Origin of the sequence: Roseobacter cerasinus (assembly GCF_009811755.1) — a bacterium.
Classification (GTDB): Bacteria; Pseudomonadota; Alphaproteobacteria; order Rhodobacterales; family Rhodobacteraceae; genus Roseobacter; species Roseobacter cerasinus.
In genome coordinates, this window is sequence record NZ_BLIV01000002.1 from 501,916 (window position 1) to 521,603 (window position 19,688).

General features: G+C 60.4%; 18 protein-coding genes. 13 read left to right on the forward strand and 5 right to left on the reverse strand.

Features of this window, described 5'->3' with window-relative positions; all coding sequences use genetic code 11:
- Positions 1–77: 77 nt before the first annotated feature.
- A complete protein-coding gene (locus So717_RS06270) occupies positions 78–1,334 on the reverse strand; it encodes an aminotransferase class V-fold PLP-dependent enzyme (RefSeq protein ID WP_159975357.1) in 1,257 nt (418 codons plus the stop codon).
- A gap of 94 nt (positions 1,335–1,428) precedes the next feature.
- Here So717_RS06270 and So717_RS06275 point away from each other — a divergent pair, with 94 nt between their 5' ends.
- The 4 genes from So717_RS06275 to So717_RS06290 all read left to right on the forward strand — a co-directional run bounded on the left by So717_RS06275 (position 1,429) and on the right by So717_RS06290 (position 4,004).
- On the forward strand, positions 1,429–2,256 hold the full coding sequence (locus So717_RS06275; RefSeq protein WP_159975358.1) for a formate/nitrite transporter family protein: 828 nt from the start codon (positions 1,429–1,431) through the stop codon (positions 2,254–2,256).
- 63 nt (positions 2,257–2,319) lie between these two features.
- Positions 2,320–2,508, forward strand: coding sequence for a PLDc N-terminal domain-containing protein (locus So717_RS06280; RefSeq protein WP_159975359.1), 189 nt, complete (start codon positions 2,320–2,322; stop codon positions 2,506–2,508).
- Between the two features lies 1 nt (position 2,509).
- Complete coding sequence (locus So717_RS06285) at positions 2,510–3,415, forward strand: YihY/virulence factor BrkB family protein (RefSeq protein ID WP_159975360.1); 906 nt, start codon at positions 2,510–2,512, stop codon at positions 3,413–3,415.
- 91 nt (positions 3,416–3,506) lie between these two features.
- Positions 3,507–4,004, forward strand: coding sequence for a Dps family protein (locus So717_RS06290; protein ID WP_159975361.1), 498 nt, complete (start codon positions 3,507–3,509; stop codon positions 4,002–4,004).
- A gap of 87 nt (positions 4,005–4,091) precedes the next feature.
- On the opposite strand, the gene So717_RS06295 is transcribed toward So717_RS06290, so the two are convergent.
- Positions 4,092–4,502 (reverse strand): hypothetical protein, encoded by a 411-nt coding sequence (locus tag So717_RS06295; RefSeq protein WP_159975362.1) that lies wholly within the window; start codon positions 4,500–4,502, stop codon positions 4,092–4,094.
- An 87-nt stretch (positions 4,503–4,589) separates the two neighbouring features.
- Between So717_RS06295 and So717_RS06300 the strand changes: the two genes are divergently transcribed.
- A complete protein-coding gene (locus So717_RS06300; protein ID WP_159975363.1) occupies positions 4,590–5,189 on the forward strand; it encodes a TetR/AcrR family transcriptional regulator in 600 nt (199 codons plus the stop codon).
- A 76-nt stretch (positions 5,190–5,265) separates the two neighbouring features.
- Here the strand turns inward: So717_RS06300 and So717_RS06305 are convergent, their stop codons facing one another.
- Positions 5,266–6,075 (reverse strand): response regulator, encoded by an 810-nt coding sequence (locus So717_RS06305; protein ID WP_159975364.1) that lies wholly within the window; start codon positions 6,073–6,075, stop codon positions 5,266–5,268.
- A gap of 49 nt (positions 6,076–6,124) precedes the next feature.
- Between So717_RS06305 and So717_RS06310 the strand changes: the two genes are divergently transcribed.
- From So717_RS06310 to So717_RS06320, 3 genes are read left to right on the forward strand one after another with little or no spacing between them, the layout of a single operon-like run.
- Positions 6,125–6,340: a NepR family anti-sigma factor gene (locus So717_RS06310; RefSeq protein WP_438810639.1), complete on the forward strand. Its 216-nt coding sequence runs from the start codon at positions 6,125–6,127 to the stop codon at positions 6,338–6,340.
- A complete protein-coding gene (locus tag So717_RS06315; RefSeq protein ID WP_159975365.1) occupies positions 6,337–6,894 on the forward strand; it encodes an RNA polymerase sigma factor in 558 nt (185 codons plus the stop codon). Before So717_RS06310 ends, So717_RS06315 begins: the two co-directional genes overlap by 4 nt.
- A 2-nt stretch (positions 6,895–6,896) precedes the next feature.
- Complete coding sequence (locus So717_RS06320) at positions 6,897–8,621, forward strand: sensor histidine kinase (RefSeq protein ID WP_159975366.1); 1,725 nt, start codon at positions 6,897–6,899, stop codon at positions 8,619–8,621.
- Positions 8,622–8,958: 337 nt separating this feature from the next.
- Here So717_RS06320 and So717_RS06325 read toward each other — a convergent pair whose 3' ends face one another.
- A complete protein-coding gene (locus tag So717_RS06325) occupies positions 8,959–9,525 on the reverse strand; it encodes a cupin domain-containing protein (RefSeq protein ID WP_159975367.1) in 567 nt (188 codons plus the stop codon).
- Positions 9,526–9,713: 188 nt separating this feature from the next.
- On the opposite strand from So717_RS06325, the gene gabT reads away from it, so the two are divergent.
- Positions 9,714–11,120, forward strand: a complete 1,407-nt coding sequence (gene gabT, locus So717_RS06330; protein ID WP_159975368.1) for a 4-aminobutyrate--2-oxoglutarate transaminase — start codon at positions 9,714–9,716, stop codon at positions 11,118–11,120.
- 49 nt (positions 11,121–11,169) lie between these two features.
- Here the strand turns inward: gabT and So717_RS06335 are convergent, their stop codons facing one another.
- On the reverse strand, positions 11,170–12,789 hold the full coding sequence (locus So717_RS06335; RefSeq protein ID WP_159975369.1) for an FMN-binding glutamate synthase family protein: 1,620 nt from the start codon (positions 12,787–12,789) through the stop codon (positions 11,170–11,172).
- A gap of 535 nt (positions 12,790–13,324) precedes the next feature.
- Between So717_RS06335 and So717_RS06340 the strand changes: the two genes are divergently transcribed.
- The 4 genes from So717_RS06340 to So717_RS06355 all read left to right on the forward strand — a co-directional run bounded on the left by So717_RS06340 (position 13,325) and on the right by So717_RS06355 (position 19,666).
- The gene (locus So717_RS06340; protein WP_159975370.1) at positions 13,325–14,374 is read left to right on the forward strand and encodes a carbon-nitrogen hydrolase family protein; all 1,050 of its coding nucleotides are present in this window, start codon (positions 13,325–13,327) and stop codon (positions 14,372–14,374) included.
- A 68-nt stretch (positions 14,375–14,442) separates the two neighbouring features.
- The gene (locus So717_RS06345) at positions 14,443–17,196 is read left to right on the forward strand and encodes an aminotransferase class I/II-fold pyridoxal phosphate-dependent enzyme (RefSeq protein ID WP_159975371.1); all 2,754 of its coding nucleotides are present in this window, start codon (positions 14,443–14,445) and stop codon (positions 17,194–17,196) included.
- 24 nt (positions 17,197–17,220) lie between these two features.
- On the forward strand, positions 17,221–18,672 hold the full coding sequence (locus tag So717_RS06350) for a biotin carboxylase (RefSeq protein WP_159975372.1): 1,452 nt from the start codon (positions 17,221–17,223) through the stop codon (positions 18,670–18,672).
- Between the two features lie 22 nt (positions 18,673–18,694).
- Positions 18,695–19,666 (forward strand): C45 family autoproteolytic acyltransferase/hydrolase, encoded by a 972-nt coding sequence (locus So717_RS06355; protein WP_159975373.1) that lies wholly within the window; start codon positions 18,695–18,697, stop codon positions 19,664–19,666.
- The last annotated feature ends 22 nt before the right edge of the window (positions 19,667–19,688 follow it).

The following is a 19,688-nucleotide window of genomic DNA, read 5'->3' on the forward strand; positions in this document are numbered from 1 at the left end:
TCTGCGCTGCAGCTCAGGGCTTGGCAAGAGGCGGATGTCGCGCCGATGAGTATTTTTGGAAGGGTGAAGGGGGAGGGTCAGCCCGCGTCGCCCAGGCCGTTCATGGCGGCGAGGAAGGCGGCGATTTCGTCCGGGCTGTTGTAATGGCAGAGCGAGACCCGCACAGCGGCACCAAGACCGAGAGGGGCGAGGATATTACCGGAGTAGTGATCGGCCTTGCGGATATGGGTGCGGATGCCCTGGCTGTTCAGTTTGTTGACAATTTCGGCAGCGGGTCTGGTGTTGGTCGCAAAGGTGACGAGACCTTCACGCCCGGGGTTGTCGATGCCGCCCAGGATGGTCACACCGGGCAGCTCGGCCAGCCCCGGCAGGTTGCCGGTGCCGTGCAGCATCGTCTGGGTCAGCGCCTTCTCATGCGCGCGGATGGCGTCACTTGCCGCCTCGATGCGCAGGCGGGGATCGGCGCTGGATGTGTGCTGTGACCCAAGCCAATTGAGGTAGGCCACCACATCGGAGAATGTGGCATAGGCGCCGGTGTCGCGGGTTCCCATCTCCCAGTTTGTCTCTGGCCCGTTCGTCAGCTGTTCGAGTGGCAGGTCGCTCAGGCGGTCAGAGACCCAGGCCACGCCGTAGCCATGGCGCGAGAAGGCCTTGTAGGGCGAGATCACGTAGCCATCAATGTCATAGGCGGCAATGTCGATGGCGCCGTGGCTTGCGTGTTGGATCCCGTCGACGATGATGAACGCCTCTGGGGCCTTGGCTCGGATTGCCGCCGATATGCTCGCCACATCATTGGCGATGCCGGTCACCGGGGACGTATGCAGGATGGTGGCCACGCGTACGTCTGCGGTCACACGGGCCGCATAAGCCTCGGCTGTCACGGCGCCGGTCGCATTGTCATGTGGGACGGAGATATAGAGTTTGCCCGATTGTTGCGCCCAATGGGTGGCAGCGGAGCGCGAAGCCGGGTGTTCGACGGTGGAGCCGATCACCGTGCCTTGCGGTGTCCCCATCACCGCCGTGCGAAGGAGGCGGAAGGTCAGTTCGGTGCCGCTCTCACCGACAAAGGCCTGCCCGCCGCCCGGATTGAACAGTGTGGCCATATCCTGTTTGGCGGTGGCAATGATCTCCATCAGCGCATGGGCTGCGGGATTGTCGCGGCCCTGATTGTCGGGCAGGGCGGCAAAGCGCGCAGAGGTTTCAACAACACTGTTGAGCGTCAGTGCGCCGCCTGCATTTTCGAAGAAGATGCGCGGGCCCTGGAAGGGACAACTGTCAACATGCGCGAAGCGGCTGCGGATCTCGGACATCAGGATGGGGGTGAAGGCGGGCATGGCGCTCCTTGAGGGCAGTGTCTTTGGAACCCATTCAGGCGCTGGCGTGTTGGGAGTCAAGCGCGCGCGGCGACAGGAGCACCCGACAAACAACATGCGACATGATTTGGAACAGGACGAAGAGAAGCAGGAAGAAGCCTCGGTGCAGGAGGCAATCGGGCTGGCGCCAAAACTGATCTACGAAGTCATTCGCCGCGAAGGCGAGGAGGAGATGGCGCGCCCAAAGCGGTCGTTGATCTGGTCCGGCATTGCGGCGGGTGTCATGATCAGCCTGTCGGTGCTGGGCGAGGCGATCTTTCGAACTTATTTGCCGGATGTGCCGCATAGCTATCTGATCGAAAATCTGGGCTACTCGCTTGGATTTCTGGCTGTGATCCTTGGTCGAATGCAGCTTTTTACCGAGAACACGATCACAACGGTATTGCCGGTGATGGTGCAACGCACATGGTCCAGTTTCGGGTGTATGCTGCGGCTCTGGGGGATCGTGCTGGCGGCCAATGTGGTCGGCGCCTTTGCGGTCGCCGCGCTCTTCGTGTTCACGCCCGCCTTGCCACCGGACATCATGCCAGCGGTCATTGACCTGTCCCATCACGCGACGGGCATGGGGGCACAGGCCTCGTTCTGGCGCGGCATTCCGGCAGGCGTCATCGTGGCATTGATCGTCTGGATGATGCCGCAGGCAGAAAGCTCGAAATTCCTGCTCATCATGGCGTTCACCTGGCTCATTGCTGCAGGTGATTTCACCCATATCGTCGCAGGATCGGTTGAAATGGCAGTGCTTGTCTGGATGGGCGATCTGGGTGCTGCACAGGCGGTCGGCGGATTTTTCCTGCCGGTTCTGGCTGGCAACATCATCGGCGGCACGGCGATCTTTACCCTCATGGCCTGGGGTCAGGTGCGGGACGAGCTGTCGGCGGACTAGGTTTTTTCGGAACCTCGGAGACACAAAGACGTTGAGCCATCAAGGAAACTCAGGAGAAAAATCATGGAATATGCAGGAATTGGCGGCTTTATCATTCTGGTCCTGAACATCTGGGCCATCGTTTCGATCATCGGATCAGGCGCTTCCACGGGTTCAAAAGTGCTTTGGACACTGCTCGTGCTCGTGCTACCTGTGGTTGGGTTCATCGTCTGGTTGATCGCCGGACCCCGTGCTGCGAGGGCCGCCATCTAAAATGCCCCAAGGGCAACCACTCAGATTTTCTGTCAATCGCGCGACCGTCTTTGGCGTCGGAAAACAGGTTGGCACCAACAACCTCAGCCTCATCGCGGCTGGGGTTGCTTTCTATTCCATGCTGTCGGTTTTTCCGGCCCTTGCAGCGCTGATCGCGGTGCTGAGCCTCGTCGCCAACCCGGCTGTTGTCATTGTCCAAATGCAAGAGTTTCGCTCGCTGATGCCGGAAGAGGTGTATGACATTCTCAACGGTCAGGTTGTCGCGCTTGTCAGCGCCAGCTCCGGCACGCTGGGTTGGGCGGGTGCGATTTCACTTGGATTGGCGCTCTGGTCGGCGCGGGCGGGCGTTGGCGCGATGATGCACGGGCTGAATGTTGTTTATGGCCGCGAGGGACGGTCAAGCTTCAAGCACTACCTGCGTGCGTTGCTGCTGACGGCGTGTTTGCTGGGCGTGGGCCTCGTGTCGGTCTTGACCATTGTGGTCACGCCCATCGTCCTGTCATTTTTTCCTCTTGGGGTGCTGGCCTCCTTTGCTCTTGAGTTGTTGCGCTGGGTCATCGCAATTGCCGTGATCTTTGGCGGGATTGGGCTGCTTTATCGGTTTGGGCCCAATCGAAAGGGTATCCAGATCGGGTGGCTGACGCCGGGTGCCGTCGTGTCCGGAACGAGCTGGGCCGCCATGTCCATTGCCTTTTCCTATTACGTCAAGCATTTCGGCAACTACAATGAGGTCTATGGCTCAATCGGAGCAGTGATCGCCATGCTGGTCTGGTTGTGGCTGAGCAGTTTTCTGGTGTTGATCGGGGCCGCTCTGAACGCGGAGATCGAGAAGCGCCAACCGGACCGCGCGCCAGAGATGCAGGGACCGCCCGCGCCTCAGGCTGCACCCCCGCAGGCGGCCGAGTAGCTGCGGCATTCCGTCATCGGGGCCATTTTTTGCGGAACGTATCGCCGATACCTTGTGTTTCTCCTGCAACGAAACACGAAAGGAGATACAGATGACAAGCGCCTTGAATGTCGTACCAGAGACAACCGAGATCAGCACCGGGGTGAAGGACGCCCCCGCGATGGCAACCGGGCTGGAGAGCGCGCTGGCAGACACCTACCGCCTCCTTTTCAAGACACATGCCACCCACTGGAATGTGGAAGGGCCGCTGTTTTTCTCGGTGCACAACCTGACAGAAGAGCAATATGAAAACCTCTTTGAGGCGGCAGACGTTCTGGCTGAGCGTATTCGTGCTTTGGGTCAACTGGCACCGGCAACGCTGTCCTCGATTGTCGCGAATTCGGTGGTTCAGGATGAGGAAACACCTGCCTCCGCTGGCGAAATGTGCGAAGATCTCGCGGCCGATCATGAGCGTGTGGCGCACCGCCTGCATGCGCTGATCAAAATTGCTGGTGAGCACGGCGACCCGGTGACAGAAGATCTCGCAACCGAGCGTGCAGCCTTCCACGAGAAAGCAGCGTGGATGCTGCGCTCCATCGCCAAGAGTTAACCCCGCCACCCCAGGCACAGCAGAAGCCTCGCCACAGTATGGCGGGGCTTCCACTATTCAAGCGGCGTCCAGCACCGCCGAAGTTGTTCACACTGCCTTGGCAGCTGTTTTCCAACCACTGTCGCCCATTTTGCCAATCGGGCGACAAGACAGCAGAACACTTGCGCCAATCACCAAAGCGGCCATTTGGCCCAGGCCGACGGCGGGCCAGATCATGCCGATCTGGGCGTCGAAGTATTTTTGCGGCCCAAAGGACGCCATCGCCATCAGCGCCGCAACGACGCTCAGGACGCGCCCGGTGATCGTGCCCAGCGGGGTTACGATGATCGCGGCCAGAGCAATGGATATCGAGGCCCCGATAAACGGCGCGATCCCAAACAGCGGTGTCGCAACGGGCGGATGGGGCTCTATGCCCGCATAGAGCGCCGACAACATGGTCAGCTGCAAAAGTATCAAAATCGTAAGGGCAGCATTTGCACGTCTTTCCAGTTGAGTCATATTGTCTCTCCTAGGCGTAATATGTGTTACGGTTTGCCTTATCCGTAATATGTGTTACGGATTCTGTCAACCGAGGAGAGAAATTAATTGCGTCAGGAAAAGAGGTCTCTGCGTCAGGAGCAGATCGAAACCGCCGCCTATGAAATCCTGGAGACCAGGGGATATGGCGGCACGTCGATGCAAAGCATTGCGAAGACGGCGCGTGCCTCGAATGAAACACTCTACAGATGGTATGGCGATAAGCAGGGGCTGTTTCTGGCCCTTGTCGCGCGCAACGCTGCTGATGTGAAAGACAGTCTCGAAACGGAGTTGCAGACCGATCACGACGGGCTCTCCATTCTCCATGTGATCGGCCCCAAACTTCTTAGACTGCTGACGGGGGATCGCGCCGTCGCGCTGAACAGAGCCGCAGCCGCGGACAGCACCGGAGAGCTTGGCGGTGCATTGTCGAAAGCGGGCCGCGAGAGTGTTGTCCCGCTGTTGGAGCAGGTGCTTTTGCGGGCCAGAGAGGCTGGCCAGCTTGGTTTTGATGATACCAGCGAGGCGGTTGCGCTCTACCTCGATCTGTTGATTGGGGATCAGCAGATCAGGCGCGTCATCGGGCGCCTGCCTGCCCCATCGGTGACGGTTTGTGAGGATCGGTCAAAGCGCGCGGTGCGCCACCTGCGCGTGCTTCTTCAGAGCTGACGTGATCTTTCAGTGAGGCCGCGCACGCCTCGCCGGGGAGGGCGTGGACCCTGAAAGCAGTGGGCGCCTACTCGGGTCAGGCTTTCAGTGTCTCAGTCGATGAGAAGAACATCGCCTGGCTGACCGCCGAGATGACCTGGTCTTCGGTGTAGGGCTTTGAGATCAGGAAGGCCGGTTCGTGCTTTTCACCTGTCAGCAGACGTTCCGGGAAGGCGGTGATGAAGATCACCGGACGCTCGCCCAGATTGGCCATCAGGTCGTTCACCGCGTCGATGCCCGATGAATTGTCAGCCAGTTGAATGTCCGCGAGGATGAGATCCGGCACATCAGCGGCACCAAGCTTGACCGCCTCGTCCCGGGTGCGCGCAACACCCGTAACCCGGTGCCCCATGTCCGAGACGATGCTCTCGATGTCCATGGCAATGATTGCCTCATCCTCGATGATCATGACCGAGCCGGACACCGCATCCGCCATCTCGCGCCGCGCGATCTGAACCAGCGCTTCGGCTTCGGACTGGTCAATGCCGATGATCGTGGCGATATCGGAAAAGCCAAAGCCTTCGACACTGTGCAGCAGCAGTGCCTCGCGGCTGTTGGCCGTCAGCTGAGCGAGATGCCTCTGGGCACGGGCGCGCAGACCGGTCTCGTCATCGTCAACAGGCGCACCGGCGCTTGACCAGATACCGTAGAGCACGCGGAACACGCCAGTTTTCACCGAAGTACCGTCGAGCACCGAACGATCCACCAGTATGGCCTCCAGCGCGGCGGCGGCAAACCGGTCACCGCTGCTTTGGCTGCCTGTCATCGCGCGCGCGAACCGGCGCAGATAGGGCAGGATGTTGCCAAGTTCATCGCTGATGTCCGGGGAGACTGGGGCATCCGACATATGAAATTTCCCTTTTTTCACTTTTTCTTGGAACCAAACGCGTATTTGTGTGTTTGGTTCCGACGCTCGTGCAAATATTTTAATGCTCTTGGGATTGGTGCGCAGTATGACGCAAGCAGATACAAACGGGAAACGCGAAAGCGTGATCGACGAAAATTTGAAGCGTGTCTTCGAGGAAACGCTCGATGAGGGCGTGCCTGACCGCTTCAAGGATCTGCTTGACGCCCTGAAACAGCAGGACCAGGGCAAAGGGGCAACAAAATGAGCGCACCCGATCCCCGCGATGCGCTTGTGGAACATCTGCCGGCGATGCGCGCCTTTGCGATCAGCCTGACCAGAAATGCGGCCACGGCCGATGACATGGTGCAGGATACGCTGGTCAAGGCCTGGACCAATATCGACAAATTTCAGGCTGGCACCAACATGCGCGCCTGGCTTTTCACCATTCTGCGCAACACGTATTATTCCTCGCGGCGCAAGGCGAAACGCGAAGTGGCGGATGTTGACGGCACCCATACCGAAGGGTTGGCAGAGAAGCCCGCGCATGATGGCCGGTTACAGATGACCGATTTTCGCGAAGCCTTTGCCCAGCTCAGCGATGAGCAGCGGGAGGCGTTGCTTCTTGTAGGCGCATCCGGTTTTTCCTATGAGGAAGCCGCCGACATGTGCGGCGTTGCCGTGGGCACGATCAAAAGCCGCACAAACCGGGGTCGCCAGCGTCTGGCCGAGCTGATGCATCTGAACGAGGACGAATCGCTTGAGCTGACGGATGATGCGACCATGTCCGTTCTGACCGCCGCAAAGGTGGCGTCCTTCTAACCATGACAGGCGGTTTCCTGGACGGCGACATCTTTCGGGGTCTTGCGTTCCGCATTCTGGTATTTCTGTCGCTTGCGCTGCTGCCCTTCGGTCTTATCGCCGTCGTGCAGACCCGCGAGATCGCCCGTCAGGCCGAGGCAAATGCGGAGCTGTCACTGCTGGGTCTGACGGAGCTTGCCTCGGGCGCGGAGCGCAGCTTCATCCAGGAAGCCTTTGGCGCGGGCGAGGCCCTCAGCTCCATCGTGCGGCTCTTTGGTCAGCAGCAGGAGGCTTGTGTCTCTTTCCTGCGTACATATCGGGACAGCTCCGAGATCTATTCGGTGGTGGGCTTCATTCCGACCGACGGCATCATGACCTGCTCCTCCGAGGGTGGGTCCTATGACTTCAGCGCCTATACGGATTTTGAAGCGGTTCTGGCCACGCAGGAGCGCGCCGTGATCCTGAGCCGCACCGGCCCGATCAGCCGTGACCCGGTTCTGGCGATGCTGCAGCCTGTGACGGTGCGGGGCGAATTTGTCGGGTTCATGCTGCTCTCGGTGCCGGTCACCTCCATTGGTGACCGCCCGGACCCACCGAGCGACATGATTCCAAGCGATCTCGTCACCTTCAACGCGCTTGGCGATGTGCTGACCTCGGACCGTCCTCGGCTGATTACCCAGGCTGATCTGCCGTTGAACCGCAGCCTGAAAACACTGATCGGCGAGCGCACGGCGGTGTTTCAAGAGGTGAACACGAAGGGGGAAGAGCGGGTCTATGCGCTGGTCCCCATTGTGCCGGATGTGGTCTATTCGATGAGCATATGGCGGCGGGAAGACGTGCTGGCCAGTGCCGGATCCACCGGCAATCTGAGCATCTTCCTGCCGATCCTGATGTGGCTTGCGAGCCTCGTGGTGGCGTTTTGGGCGATCAATCGTCTGGCGATCCGCTACATCCGCAAGCTGGGTCGGCAGATGCGTCTTTTTGCCTACAACCGGTCGATGCCCCGCACAGCCATGGGCCCTGAAGTCACGCGCGAGTTTGTAGAGATCCAGACCGCTTTCATGAGCATGGCAGACTCGATCATCCGTGACGAGGCGTCACTGGAGGACTCCCTGCGGGAAAAGAATATCCTGCTGAAAGAGGTGCATCACCGTGTGAAGAACAATCTGCAACTCATTTCCTCGATCATGAACATGCAGATACGGCGCGCTCCGACGGAAGAATCTCAGCGGGTTCTGCGACGCCTGCAAGAGCGTATCCTGAGCCTCGCAACGGTGCACAAGAACCTCTATCAGAACGACGGTTTGGAGCGGGTAAACGCAGGTGAGCTGGTCGAGGAGATCGTTGGTCAGCTACTGGTTGTGGGCCTGCCTCCGGGATCATCGGTGAAGGTAACGCAGAGCTATGATCCTGTTCAGCTCGACACCGACGATGCAGCGCCGCTGACGCTTTTGGTGTCAGAGGCGGTGACCAATGCGATGAAATATATTGGCGATGCGACTGCGACCAACCCCGCGACACTGGATATTTTGCTCAAGCAACGGGATGCGGAAACCGCCGTCTTCACGATCAGCAACACAGTGGGTGACGCGCCAGCCGCAGAGGGCACCGGGCTGGGCACACAGCTGATCAACGCATTCTCGACACAGCTGAATGCTGAGGTTGTGACAGAGGAAAAAGGCGGCATGCATCAGCTCACGCTCACCTTCCCGGTGCCGCATCGGGTGAAGCTGGTGCAAGACTATTAAACTTTTCCAGACAGACTGTGGAACAAAGCTTGATCAAATCGCGTTTTTGACACGAACACAGAAGAAAGGACCCCGACATGTCGCCCGACTTGTTCATTTTCGGGCTCTCCATTCTGACCGTGGTTGCGCTGATTGTCCTAGTTTTGACAAGTGAGGGCAAAGGCAAAGGTGGCGATGACAAGGACTAAAGACGCCTTCATCGTCTGACCATTGTTGGTCACTTGGGCATATGCGCACTGTCGCATCTGACCCCAAAAGGACTGTCCGAGGCGGGCAGATGGAAGCCGAAGAAACAACCAAAGCCCCGACCGCGACAAACGGTCGGGGCTTTCATGTGTCAGAAACTCGGTGGCGTGCACGCGCTGATAATTTCGCAGTCCTGCGCCCCGACATTGCGAAAGCGGTGCGGCAGGCGGCTGTTGAACAGGTAGCCGTCGCCCGGCCCCAGCACGCGCACCTCTTCATCCACGGTGATCTCTATTTCGCCCCGGATGACCACACCCGCCTCTTCCGCCTCGTGGCTCAGCAGGCCCGGCCCGGTGTCCGCGCCGGGTGCGTAGCGTTCATGCAGCAGCTGCAGCGCATGGTCTTGAGCGTTCCCCAACTGCCGCAGCGACAGCAGTTGAGCCTGTGAGCTGCCGGCATCAGGCGGGGCGATTTCCGTGAATTCCTCGGCAGTGTAGAAATACCGGCTTTGCGCCTCGTCTTCGAGGGTGGCGAAGAATTCCGCCATGGAAACCTGGATGGCATCAAGCAGACTTTTGAGCGAGGCGACCGAAGGGCTGGTCTTGTTCTGCTCGATCAGCGAGATGGTGCCATTTGTCAGGCCAGCGCGGGTGGCCAGCTCGCGCTGGGACAGCCCGCGTTTCTTGCGGATCGCGCGCAGCCTGTGTCCGATATCCACCTGTCCTGCCCTCGTCATTGGTTTTGCTTGGTTTTTTAAACAGCAACGACTGCGGTGGCTCAATCCTTTTCTCTGCAGGTGGTCAGCGCCATCGCGCCGCGCGGAAAATCGCGATTGACAAGGAAATTAAACGGCGTATCGATATTTTAAACACATCAGATGTCCCCTTGCCCTGAAGGAGCAGAGAAATGGCCACCACCGTCAAGTCGCCTCCCGCAAAGCCCGGCACACGCAAGCCGCGCAAGAGCCGCGCCAAGGCGGCACCCAAGATCGAAGTTGTTGCCTCCACGCCCGCGGAGCAGAGCAATGCCGCCCTGCTGGCCCGGCGCGAGGCTGCCGTGCCGCGCGGGGTTGCCTCCGCCGCACCTGTCTTTGCCGACCGGGCCGAAAACGCCGAGCTGTGGGATGTGGAAGGCAACCGCTACATCGACTTTGCGGGGGGCATCGCGGTGCTGAACACCGGCCACCGGCATCCGGATGTGGTTGCGGCTGCGAAGGCGCAGGAGGACCGCTTTACCCATACGTCGTTTCAGGTGGTCCCTTATGAGCCCTATGTGGCCCTGGCCGAAAAGCTGAACACATTGACGCCGGGAGATTTTGCCAAGAAATCGCTGCTCGTCACCACTGGCGCGGAAGCTGTGGAGAACGCGATCAAGATCGCGCGCGCGGCGACCGGACGACCTGGAGTGATCGCCTTCACCGGTGGTTATCACGGGCGCACGCTGCTGACGCTGGGCATGACCGGCAAGATCAGCCCCTACAAAAAAGACGTCGGCCCCTTCCCGTCCGATATCTTCCGCGCGCCCTTCCCGAGCGTGCGCGACGGCATCACCGTGCAGGACGCGCTGACGGGGTTGCAGAACCTGTTCCTGACCGATGCGCAGCCGGACCGTGTTGCGGCGATTATCATTGAGCCTGTGCTGGGCGAGGGCGGTTATGTGCCCGTGCCCTTCGAGATGATGCAGGCGTTGCGTGCGATTTGCGACGAGCATGGCATTCTGCTGATCGCTGATGAAATCCAGGCGGGCTTTGCCCGCACCGGCACCTGGTTTGCCGTGGAGCATTCCGGCGTGGTGCCCGACATGATCACCGTGGCGAAATCCATGGCGGGGGGCTACCCGATCGCGGGTGTGATTGGGCGTGCGGATGTGATGGACGCGATGGAGCCGGGCGGTCTGGGCGGCACCTATGGCGGCAACCCGGTGGCTTGTGCGGCGGCGCTCGCCGCAATTGACGCAATTGAGCAGGAGGGGCTGCTGGCCCGCTCCACCGCTCTGGGCGAGACCTTCCGGGCCCGCTTTGCCGAGATCGGTGCGCGGGTGGCCCCTTATCGGATGTGGGACATCCGTGGCCTCGGTGCCATGCTGGCAGTGGAGTTCGTGAGCGACTTCGAGACGGCCAAGCCCGATGCCGCATTGGTGAAATCCATCTGCGCGCATGCGCTGAAGCGCGGGCTGATCCTGCTGGGCTGCGGCATGCACGGCAACGCGCTGCGCATCATGGTGCCGCTGACCGCCTCGGATGAGATCATCGAGGAAGGGTTGGCGATCTTCGAGGCCGCTCTTGCCGATGCGGTCGCAGACCACGCGGCCTGATCCTGCGCCAGGATTTCAAAGGGCGCCCGTCGTGGCGCCCTTTTTCATGTCAGCCGGGCGGCGGGGCGAAGCTGGCTGCATCCGCCCGCGCCCAGCGTTTGCGATAGTCGGCCCCCACATCCGCCTGATTGTCGAAAAGGAAGCCCATGGGAAGGTAGGGGTAGGCGTCGCTGCCCTCGGCCATCTCCTTATCCCCAAGCCGCACCATCAGGTGTTGGGGCATGAAATCGCCAGGGTGCTTGAGCCCCGCCGCCCCGGTCATTTCACCCAAAGCCTTCAGCGTATTCCCGTGAAAGCGCGCCACCCGTTCGGATTTGGAGCCCACGTCCAGCGCACGTTGGCGCACGGGGTCCTGCGTGGCGACGCCAACGGGGCAGTGGTTGGTGTGGCAGGCCTGCGCCTGAATGCAGCCGATGGCAAACATGAACCCGCGGGCGGAGTTGCACCAGTCGGCCCCCAAAGCCAGCGCACGGGCGATGTCAAAGGCCGAGATGATCTTGCCCGCCGCCCCGACGCGCACCTGATTGCGCAGCCCCGCGCCGCGAAGCGTGTTGTGCACGAAGGTCAGCCCTTCGGTCAGCGGCATGCCGATGTGGTTTGAGAACTCGACCGGTGCCGCACCGGTGCCGCCTTCGGTCCCGTCGACGACGATGAAGTCAGGGGTGATCCCGGTTTCCAGCATGGCCTTGACCATGCACATGAACTCGCGCCGGTGGCCAATGCAGAGTTTGAAACCCACGGGCTTACCGCCCGACAGGTCTCGCAACCGGCCGATGAACTGCATCATTTCGAGCGGCGTTGAGAACGCCGAATGCGCGGCGGGTGACACACAATCGACCCCCATGGGAATGCCGCGCGCCTCGGCGATCTCGGCGCTGATCTTGGAGGCGGGTAGCATACCGCCGTGGCCGGGCTTGGCGCCTTGCGAGAGTTTCAGCTCGATCATCTTGATCTGTGGTAGGCTGGCGGTGTCGCGGAATTTCTCCGGGTCAAAGCTGCCGTCTTCCGCGCGGCAGCCGAAATAGCCAGAGGCAACCTGGTAGATCAGATCGCCACCCCCCGCTTTGTGATAGCGGCTGACCGAACCTTCACCGGTGTCGTGGGCAAAGCGCCCGAGCTTGGCGCCGGTGTTCAGCGCCTGGATCGCATTGGCGGAGAGCGAGCCAAAGCTCATGGCCGAGATGTTGTAGAGTGAGGCGTCATAGGGCCGTGTGCAGGCGTCGCCGCCGATGCGCACGCGAAAGTCACAGTCTTCGATCTCGACCGGGACGACGGAATGGGTGACCCAGGAATAGCCCGCGTCATAGACCCGTTCGCGCGTGCCGAAGGGTCGCTTGTCTTCCTGCCCTTTGGCGCGCTGGTAGACGAGGCTGCGCGTGTCGCGGGAGAAAGGTTCCTCATCCTGATCGGATTCGATCAGATACTGGCGGATTTCGGGCCGTATGCCTTCGAAGAGAAACCGCATGTGGCCCAGCACCGGGTAGTTGCGCAGGATCGAGTGATGCGGTTGGCGCACATCATGCAGCCCCAGCAGGGACAACAGGAAGAATCCTGCGGCGGGGATCAGAAACCAGCTGGTCCAGATCAGCGCGGCGATCAGGCAAAGCAGGGTGGCTACCACAACCCCGGCAAAGGTGGTGTAGCGCATCATCGAGGAAAGGTCGGGCATGCTGGTGGTCCTGCGTTGCGTGCAGCGGAAATGGGCCTGCACCGGGGTGCGGGCGTTACGATAAATTAAACATATGAAAATGATGAGTCATTGTGCAGATTTGCGCAAGGATTTCCGTATCACCCTTTTGCGACGGCAGGTTTTGCCAACGCGCTTGATCAGTGGCGCAAAGCTTCGTACGCTTCGAAGCAGTCGGTTGCGCATATGATAAAAAGCCGAATCTCGCGACACGACGGGGTGGCGCAGACCGCAGAAAGAAACGGGGGACCTGTTGCCAACGTGCTTGCCCATGGATGCGCCTGCGCGCTTTCCCAGCCAGCGACCCGCAGGGCGGGGCTATGGGTATGTTTAGAATAATAGGCAATACGGTCACTCTAGTGCCCTTTCCTTCGGCAGAACTGCAATTCACCAACGCTCCTTTTACCCCATATCTGTATCCGTGGTTCCAACCTGCGTCTGATGGGCGTAAGGCAACGCGGTGCGAAGCTGTTTGCGGGCCAAACCGGTCCCCTTCGCCGCGACGGAGTGTTTTACTATGACCCCATTCGCCATTGCCGGCGTGCAGATGTATGTGAACGCGTTGCATTCCAACGTGGAAGGGATGATCCACCGGTTGGACGTGCTGATGGCGCGCTTTCCCTGGACGCAGATGGTGCTGTTTTCGGAGCTGGCGCCCTACGGTCCCTTGGACAAGTTCGCGCAGCCGCCGCAAAACGACGCGCTGGAGACCTTTTGCGAGGCCGCGCGCAAGCATCGCATCTGGCTTATTCCGGGGTCGATGTTCCTGCGTGATCCGGAGACGGGGCTGGTGTTCAACACCGCTGTTGTGATCAATCCAGAGGGCGAGGTCATCAAACGCTATGCCAAGATGTTTCCGTTCCGGCCTTATGAAACGGGCATTGCGGCAGGCACCGAGTTCTGCGTGTTCGATGTGCCGGAGGTGGGGCGCTTTGGCCTGTCCATCTGCTATGACATCTGGTTCCCCGAAACCACGCGACAGCTGACCGCGCAGGGCGTCGAAGTGCTGTTGCACCCGGTCCTGACGGGCACCACCGACCGCGATGCGGAGCTTGCAATTGCCCGCTCCACGGCGGCGCAGTTCCAGTGTTATGTCTTCGATGTGAATGGCCTGGGCGCGGGCGGTGTTGGGCGCAGCCTTGTGGTGGACCCCTCGGCGCATGTGCTGCACCAATCCGCCGGGCAGGAAGACATGTTCCCCATCGAGATCGACCTCAACATGGTCCGCCGCCAGCGCGAGACCGGTATGAAGGGTCTGGGTCAGGTGCTCAAGAGCTTCCGCGACCGCTCCGTCGATTTCTCCGTCTATGACCGCGACAGCGGAACCGATGCCTACCTCAAGACGTTAGGCCCTCTGGAGATCCCCCAACAGGGGACGCGTGCGGGCCTCCATGTGGATGTGCCAGCCGACAGGGTGCCAGAGACGCCGGCCTTCAAGGGGCTGGCGATCGACAGTGTCGCGGGCAAAGTGACCGCACCCCAAATCACGCAAGCGGCCCAAACAGAGGCTGTAAATCAACCCTCGGACCACCCGGTTCCGGGGGACAAGAGACAATCCAGCGGGTAGATCGCCGCATCATATCGGGCTTCGGCCCTTGCATGATTGGTGGTGTCCCGGACAGCGGAGGACAACTGATGCATGCGATAAACGACTATTCGTCGGCGATACAGCTGCGGTCGGACAGGTGGAGCGCGCTGCGGGAGGCAACCGCCGCGCTCACCCGTGATCCAAAGCCGAAACAGGCTGCTGCGCTGCAGACCAAAGTGGAGGAGCTGTTCAAGTCCCTCGCGGTGATCGAGCCCTACTGGGCGTTTCCCGGCATGGCGGCTTTTGACCACATCCGGCGGCAGTTCGAGCACAACGCGCTGGATGATCTGGCCTTTGCCGTGGGTCGTGTGACCCGCGCGCTGACCACCGGCGCCTACCGAAGGCGGCATATCCCGCTGGAGCGGGACAGCATCGACATGGACGAACATGACGATGAGGCGATGCTGCCGCCTGAGGCGCGCGCCCTGGCCAAGCCCTATTTCGAAGTGCTCATCGTTGACAATGTGAACGAGCATCAGGAGCGTTGGCTGCGCAGCAATGTCACACGTATGCGCCGCCCCGAAGACCCGTTCCTTTATGAAGCGCTGGTGGTGCCCAGCCTTGAGGACGCGCTCGTCGCGGTGCTTTTCAATCACAACATTCAGGCCATTGTCGTGCGCCCGGGGCTGGTGCTGAAATCCAAGATGGATCAGGAGATCGTCGCGCGGTTCATCACGCGTGCAGGCGGGCAGGACGAGATCGACAACATGCTGCCCGAAAACTACGGGCCAGAGCTTTGCCGTCTGGTCGCCAAGGTGCGGCCGGAGCTGGACGCCTATCTCGTGACCGAACGCTCGGTTGAGGAGATTGCCGGGCTTGATCTGGGGATCTGCCGCCGGGTCTTTTACAATCAGGAAGACTTCATGGAGTTGCACCTGAACATCCTGCGGGGCGTGCAGGCGCGCAACAAGACACCGTTCTTCACGGCGCTCACCGAATATTCCAAGCAGCCGACCGGTGTGTTCCACGCGATGCCGATCAGCCGGGGCAAGTCGATCAGCCGCAGCCACTGGATTCAGGACATGGGCGCGTTTTACGGGCCCAACATCTTTCTGGCGGAGACCTCGGCCACATCCGGCGGGCTTGATAGCCTGCTGGAGCCGAGCGGCCCGATCAAGGAGGCGCAGGAGTTGGCGGCTCGTGCCTTCGGGTCCAAACAGACGTTTTTTGCCACGAACGGCACCTCGACCTGCAACAAGATTGTGGTGCAGGCGCTCGTGCGCCCCGGGGACATCGTGTTGGTCGACCGCGACTGCCATAAGTCGCACCACTACGGCATGGTGCTGGCGGGCGCGCAGGTCTGCTATCTCGACAGCTATCCGCTGAATGAATACTCGATGTATGGCGCGGTGCCACTGCGCGAGATCAAGCACCAGCTTTTGAAGCTGAAGGCCGAAGGTAAGCTCGATCGGGTGCGGATGCTTCTGCTTACCAACTGCACCTTTGACGGGCTGGTCTACAATGTCGAGCGAGTCATGGAAGAGTGTCTGGCCATCAAGCCTGATCTGATCTTCCTCTGGGATGAGGCGTGGTTTGCTTTTGCGCGGTTCAACCCGACGTATCGCCAGCGCACGGCCATGGCGGCGGCAAGCAGCCTGCGCGAGAGGTTCCGGTCGGACACGCATGAGCGGCTCTATGATGCGCAACAATCCATGCTGGAGGGCTGCGACGACGAGAAGCTGCTGGATGCCCGGCTGATCGCGCCGCCTAACGCGCGGGTCCGGGCCTATGCCACGCAATCGACGCACAAGACGCTGACCTCGCTGCGGCAAGGCTCGATGATCCACGTCTATGATCAGGACTTTAAGGGCGAGGTCGAACAGGCGTTTCACGAAGCCTACATGACCCACACCTCCACTTCGCCGAACTACCAGATCATCGCAAGCCTCGATGTGGGCCGCAGGCAGGTGGAGCTGGAAGGCTTCGAATTTGTGCAGCGCCAGATCGAGGCGGCGATGTCGATGCGTCGGGCGATCATGACGCATCCGCTGTTATCGAAGTATTTCAAGGTGTTGACCGCTGGCGATATGATCCCGGATTTCCACCGGCAGTCTGGTATCACCAGCTATTATGATGCCGAACAGGGCTGGACCGATATGTGGGACAGCTGGGAACAGGATGATTTTGTGCTGGATGCCACGCGGGTCACGCTGGCCGTCGGTGGCACCGGTTGGGATGGCGATACGTTCAAGACCGATATCCTGATGGATAAATACGGCATACAAATCAACAAGACCTCGCGCAATACGGTCCTGTTCATGACCAATATCGGCACCACGCGGTCGTCGGTCGCCTATCTGATTGAGGTGCTGGTCGAGATCGCGAAATCGCTGGACGAACGGTTGGACGATGCCAGCCGGATGGAGCGGCTGTCGTTCGAAAGACGGGTGCAGAACCTGATGGAGGATCTGCCGCCGCTGCCGGATTTCAGCCGCTTTCATGACGCCTTCCGCCAGTGTGACGTGACCGGCGAAGGTGATATCCGCTCCGCCTTCTTCCTCGCTTACGACGAGGAGAAATGCGACTATCTGGACATCAATGGCTCGCTGGGCGCCGCGCTGAATGCGGGCGAAGAAGTGGTCTCGGCCAGTTTCATCATCCCCTATCCGCCGGGTTTTCCGATCCTCGTGCCCGGGCAGGTGGTGAGCAAGGAAATCCTCGCTTTCATGCTGGCGCTGGATGTGAGCGAAATCCACGGCTACCGGCCCGATCTGGGGCTGCGGGTCTTTACCCAAGAGGCGTTGCAAACGCTCGTCGATGCCAGACCGGTGATGCAAAAACTGGCCCAGGTGGCTGAATAACCCCAACAGGAAGGACATTAAGACATGGCTGCTACGGTTCTGAAGAACATCTCGGAGATCCGCCGCTATTTCCACCGCAACGAAGACCCGATCTATTTCATTTCGGCCACGAACTTTAACCTGTTGGGCCTCGACGAATGGGTGAAGAATTTCAAATACATATGTTACATCGACTGCTACGGCGGCAAGCACCCGAATGTGTTCTGCCCGTCCGAGCAGCCGCATGCAGAGTTTCAGTCCATCGAGGACATCAACAACTATCTGCTGCAGCACAAAGAGGTCATCGACTTCATCAAGCGGCGCGGGGGTAAGCCGAAGTTTGTCTTCCTGATGTTCGATGCGGAGACGGAGCGGTTGAGCAAAGAGTTGGGTGCGGAGGTCTGGTTCCCCAAAGCCAAGCTGCGCACCAAGATGGACAACAAGATCGAGACGGTGCGCATCGGCAACAAGGCGGGGGTTCCTTCCGTGCCGAATGTGCTGGCCGAGGTGAAATCCTACGAGGATCTGAAGAAGACCTGCGAGAAGGCCAAGATCGGGCATGATCTGGTGCTGCAATCGGCCTTTGGCGACAGCGGCCATACGACCTTCTTCATCAAATCCGAGGCTGATTTCCGGCGGCATGAGCATGAGATCGTCGGCGAGGGCGAGATCAAGATCATGAAGCGGATCGATTGCCGCGGATCGGCGATCGAGGCCTGTGCGACGAAGGAAGGCACCATCGTTGGCCCGCTGATGACGGAACTGGTGGGCTTCAAGGAGCTGACGCCCTATCGCGGCGGCTGGTGCGGCAATGAGATCCTGTCGACAGCCTTCCCGCCGAAAGTCCGACAACAGGCGCGCGATCTGACCTTTAAATTCGGCGAGCAGCTGCGCAAGGAGGGGTATCGCGGGTATTTCGAGCTCGATTTCCTGATCGACAAGAAGACGGGCGAGCTGTGGTTGGGTGAGCTGAACCCGCGCATTACCGGCGCCTCGTCGATGACCAACCACGCGGCCTTTGCCCATGCGGACGCGCCGCTGTTCCTCTTCCACCTGCTGGAGTTCTCCAAGCGGAAGTTCAACCTCGATGTGGATGAGCTGAACGCTCGCTGGGCCGACAGCGCGAACATCGACAGTTGGTCCCAGATGGTGATCAAACACACGGACGACAGTGTCGATATCTGCACTTCGGCCCCCGAGACGGGCATCTATCGCATGCTGGAGGACGGTCGCGTGGTTTATGATCGGTTCGACTATCACCGCCGCGCTGTTGAATCCGAAAACGAGGCGTTTTTCCTACGTATCCTCGGCCCCGGCGATTACCGCTATGAGGGGGCAGATATCGGCATTCTGGTCACGCGTGGACGGTCGATGACCAAGAATTTCCGCTTGAACGAACGCGCGAAAAAATGGATCCACGGGATCAAGCAAGCCGTGACGGCCAAGCCGCTGCCCACGGCCACGGCGCTGGCCGATCCGGCGTTCAAGATCCTCTGAGGCGAAAGGACCCGCGCACGCAATGCTTTGGCGCGCTGTCAGTGAAGACGCGCCCGGGCCGAAATGGTCCGGGCTGTTTGCCGAATATTGGCCCGACTACAAGCAGTGGTGGCTGAAAGAGGGCGAGACCACCCGTCCCACCTACGCGCAATCGCGCGCGGCCTTGCAGCAGCACATGCCCGAGATTGTGCCGCTTTACGATGAGCTTTGCGAGCTGGTCGGTGGTGGCGATCTGGCCGCACGGTTTCTTTCTTTCTACTGCCCGCCGCCCTATCTGGCAGGTTGCAGTCAGGCGATCTGGACCGGGAAAGAGCCGGTCATGGTGCGCAATTACGACTATAATCCCAACGCCTTCGACAGCCTGGTGCTGCATACCAAGTGGCAGGGGCGGCGGGTCATGGGCACGTCCGATGGGCTTTGGGGTCTGGTCGACGGAGTGAATGACGCGGGCCTTGCGATTTCGCTCACCTTCGGCGGGCGCCGCGTGGTGGGGGGTGGCTTTGGCGTGCCTCTGATCCTGCGCTATGTGCTGCAAACCTGTGAAACGGCGGAGGAAGCGGGTGCCGCGCTGGCCCGCATTCCCACACATATGAGCTACAACGTCACCGTGCTGGACCGCAAACGCCAGTATCTGACAGCGATGATGGCGCCGGATCGCCAGACGCTGATCACCCACGCCGCCGTGGCGACCAACCATCAGGAAAACGTCGAATGGGTCAGCCACGCACGCTTCACGGCCACGGTGGAGCGAGAGCGGTTCCTCCTGCACCGGCTGACGCTGCATCGCGACCCTGAGGAGAAATTCATCGGTGCGTTTCTGAAGCCTCCGCTCTATTCGACCGCCTTCAACGTGGGCTTTGGCACGCTTTACACGGCGGTTTACCGCCCCAAGCGGCGGCAGATGGAGCTGCGCTGGCCGGGCACCGTCTGGTCGCTGTCTTTAAAGGACTTCGAAGAAGGCGGGCGGCATATCAGGTTGCCGGGCGCTGCTTGATTTTATCGCATGGTCAAATTTT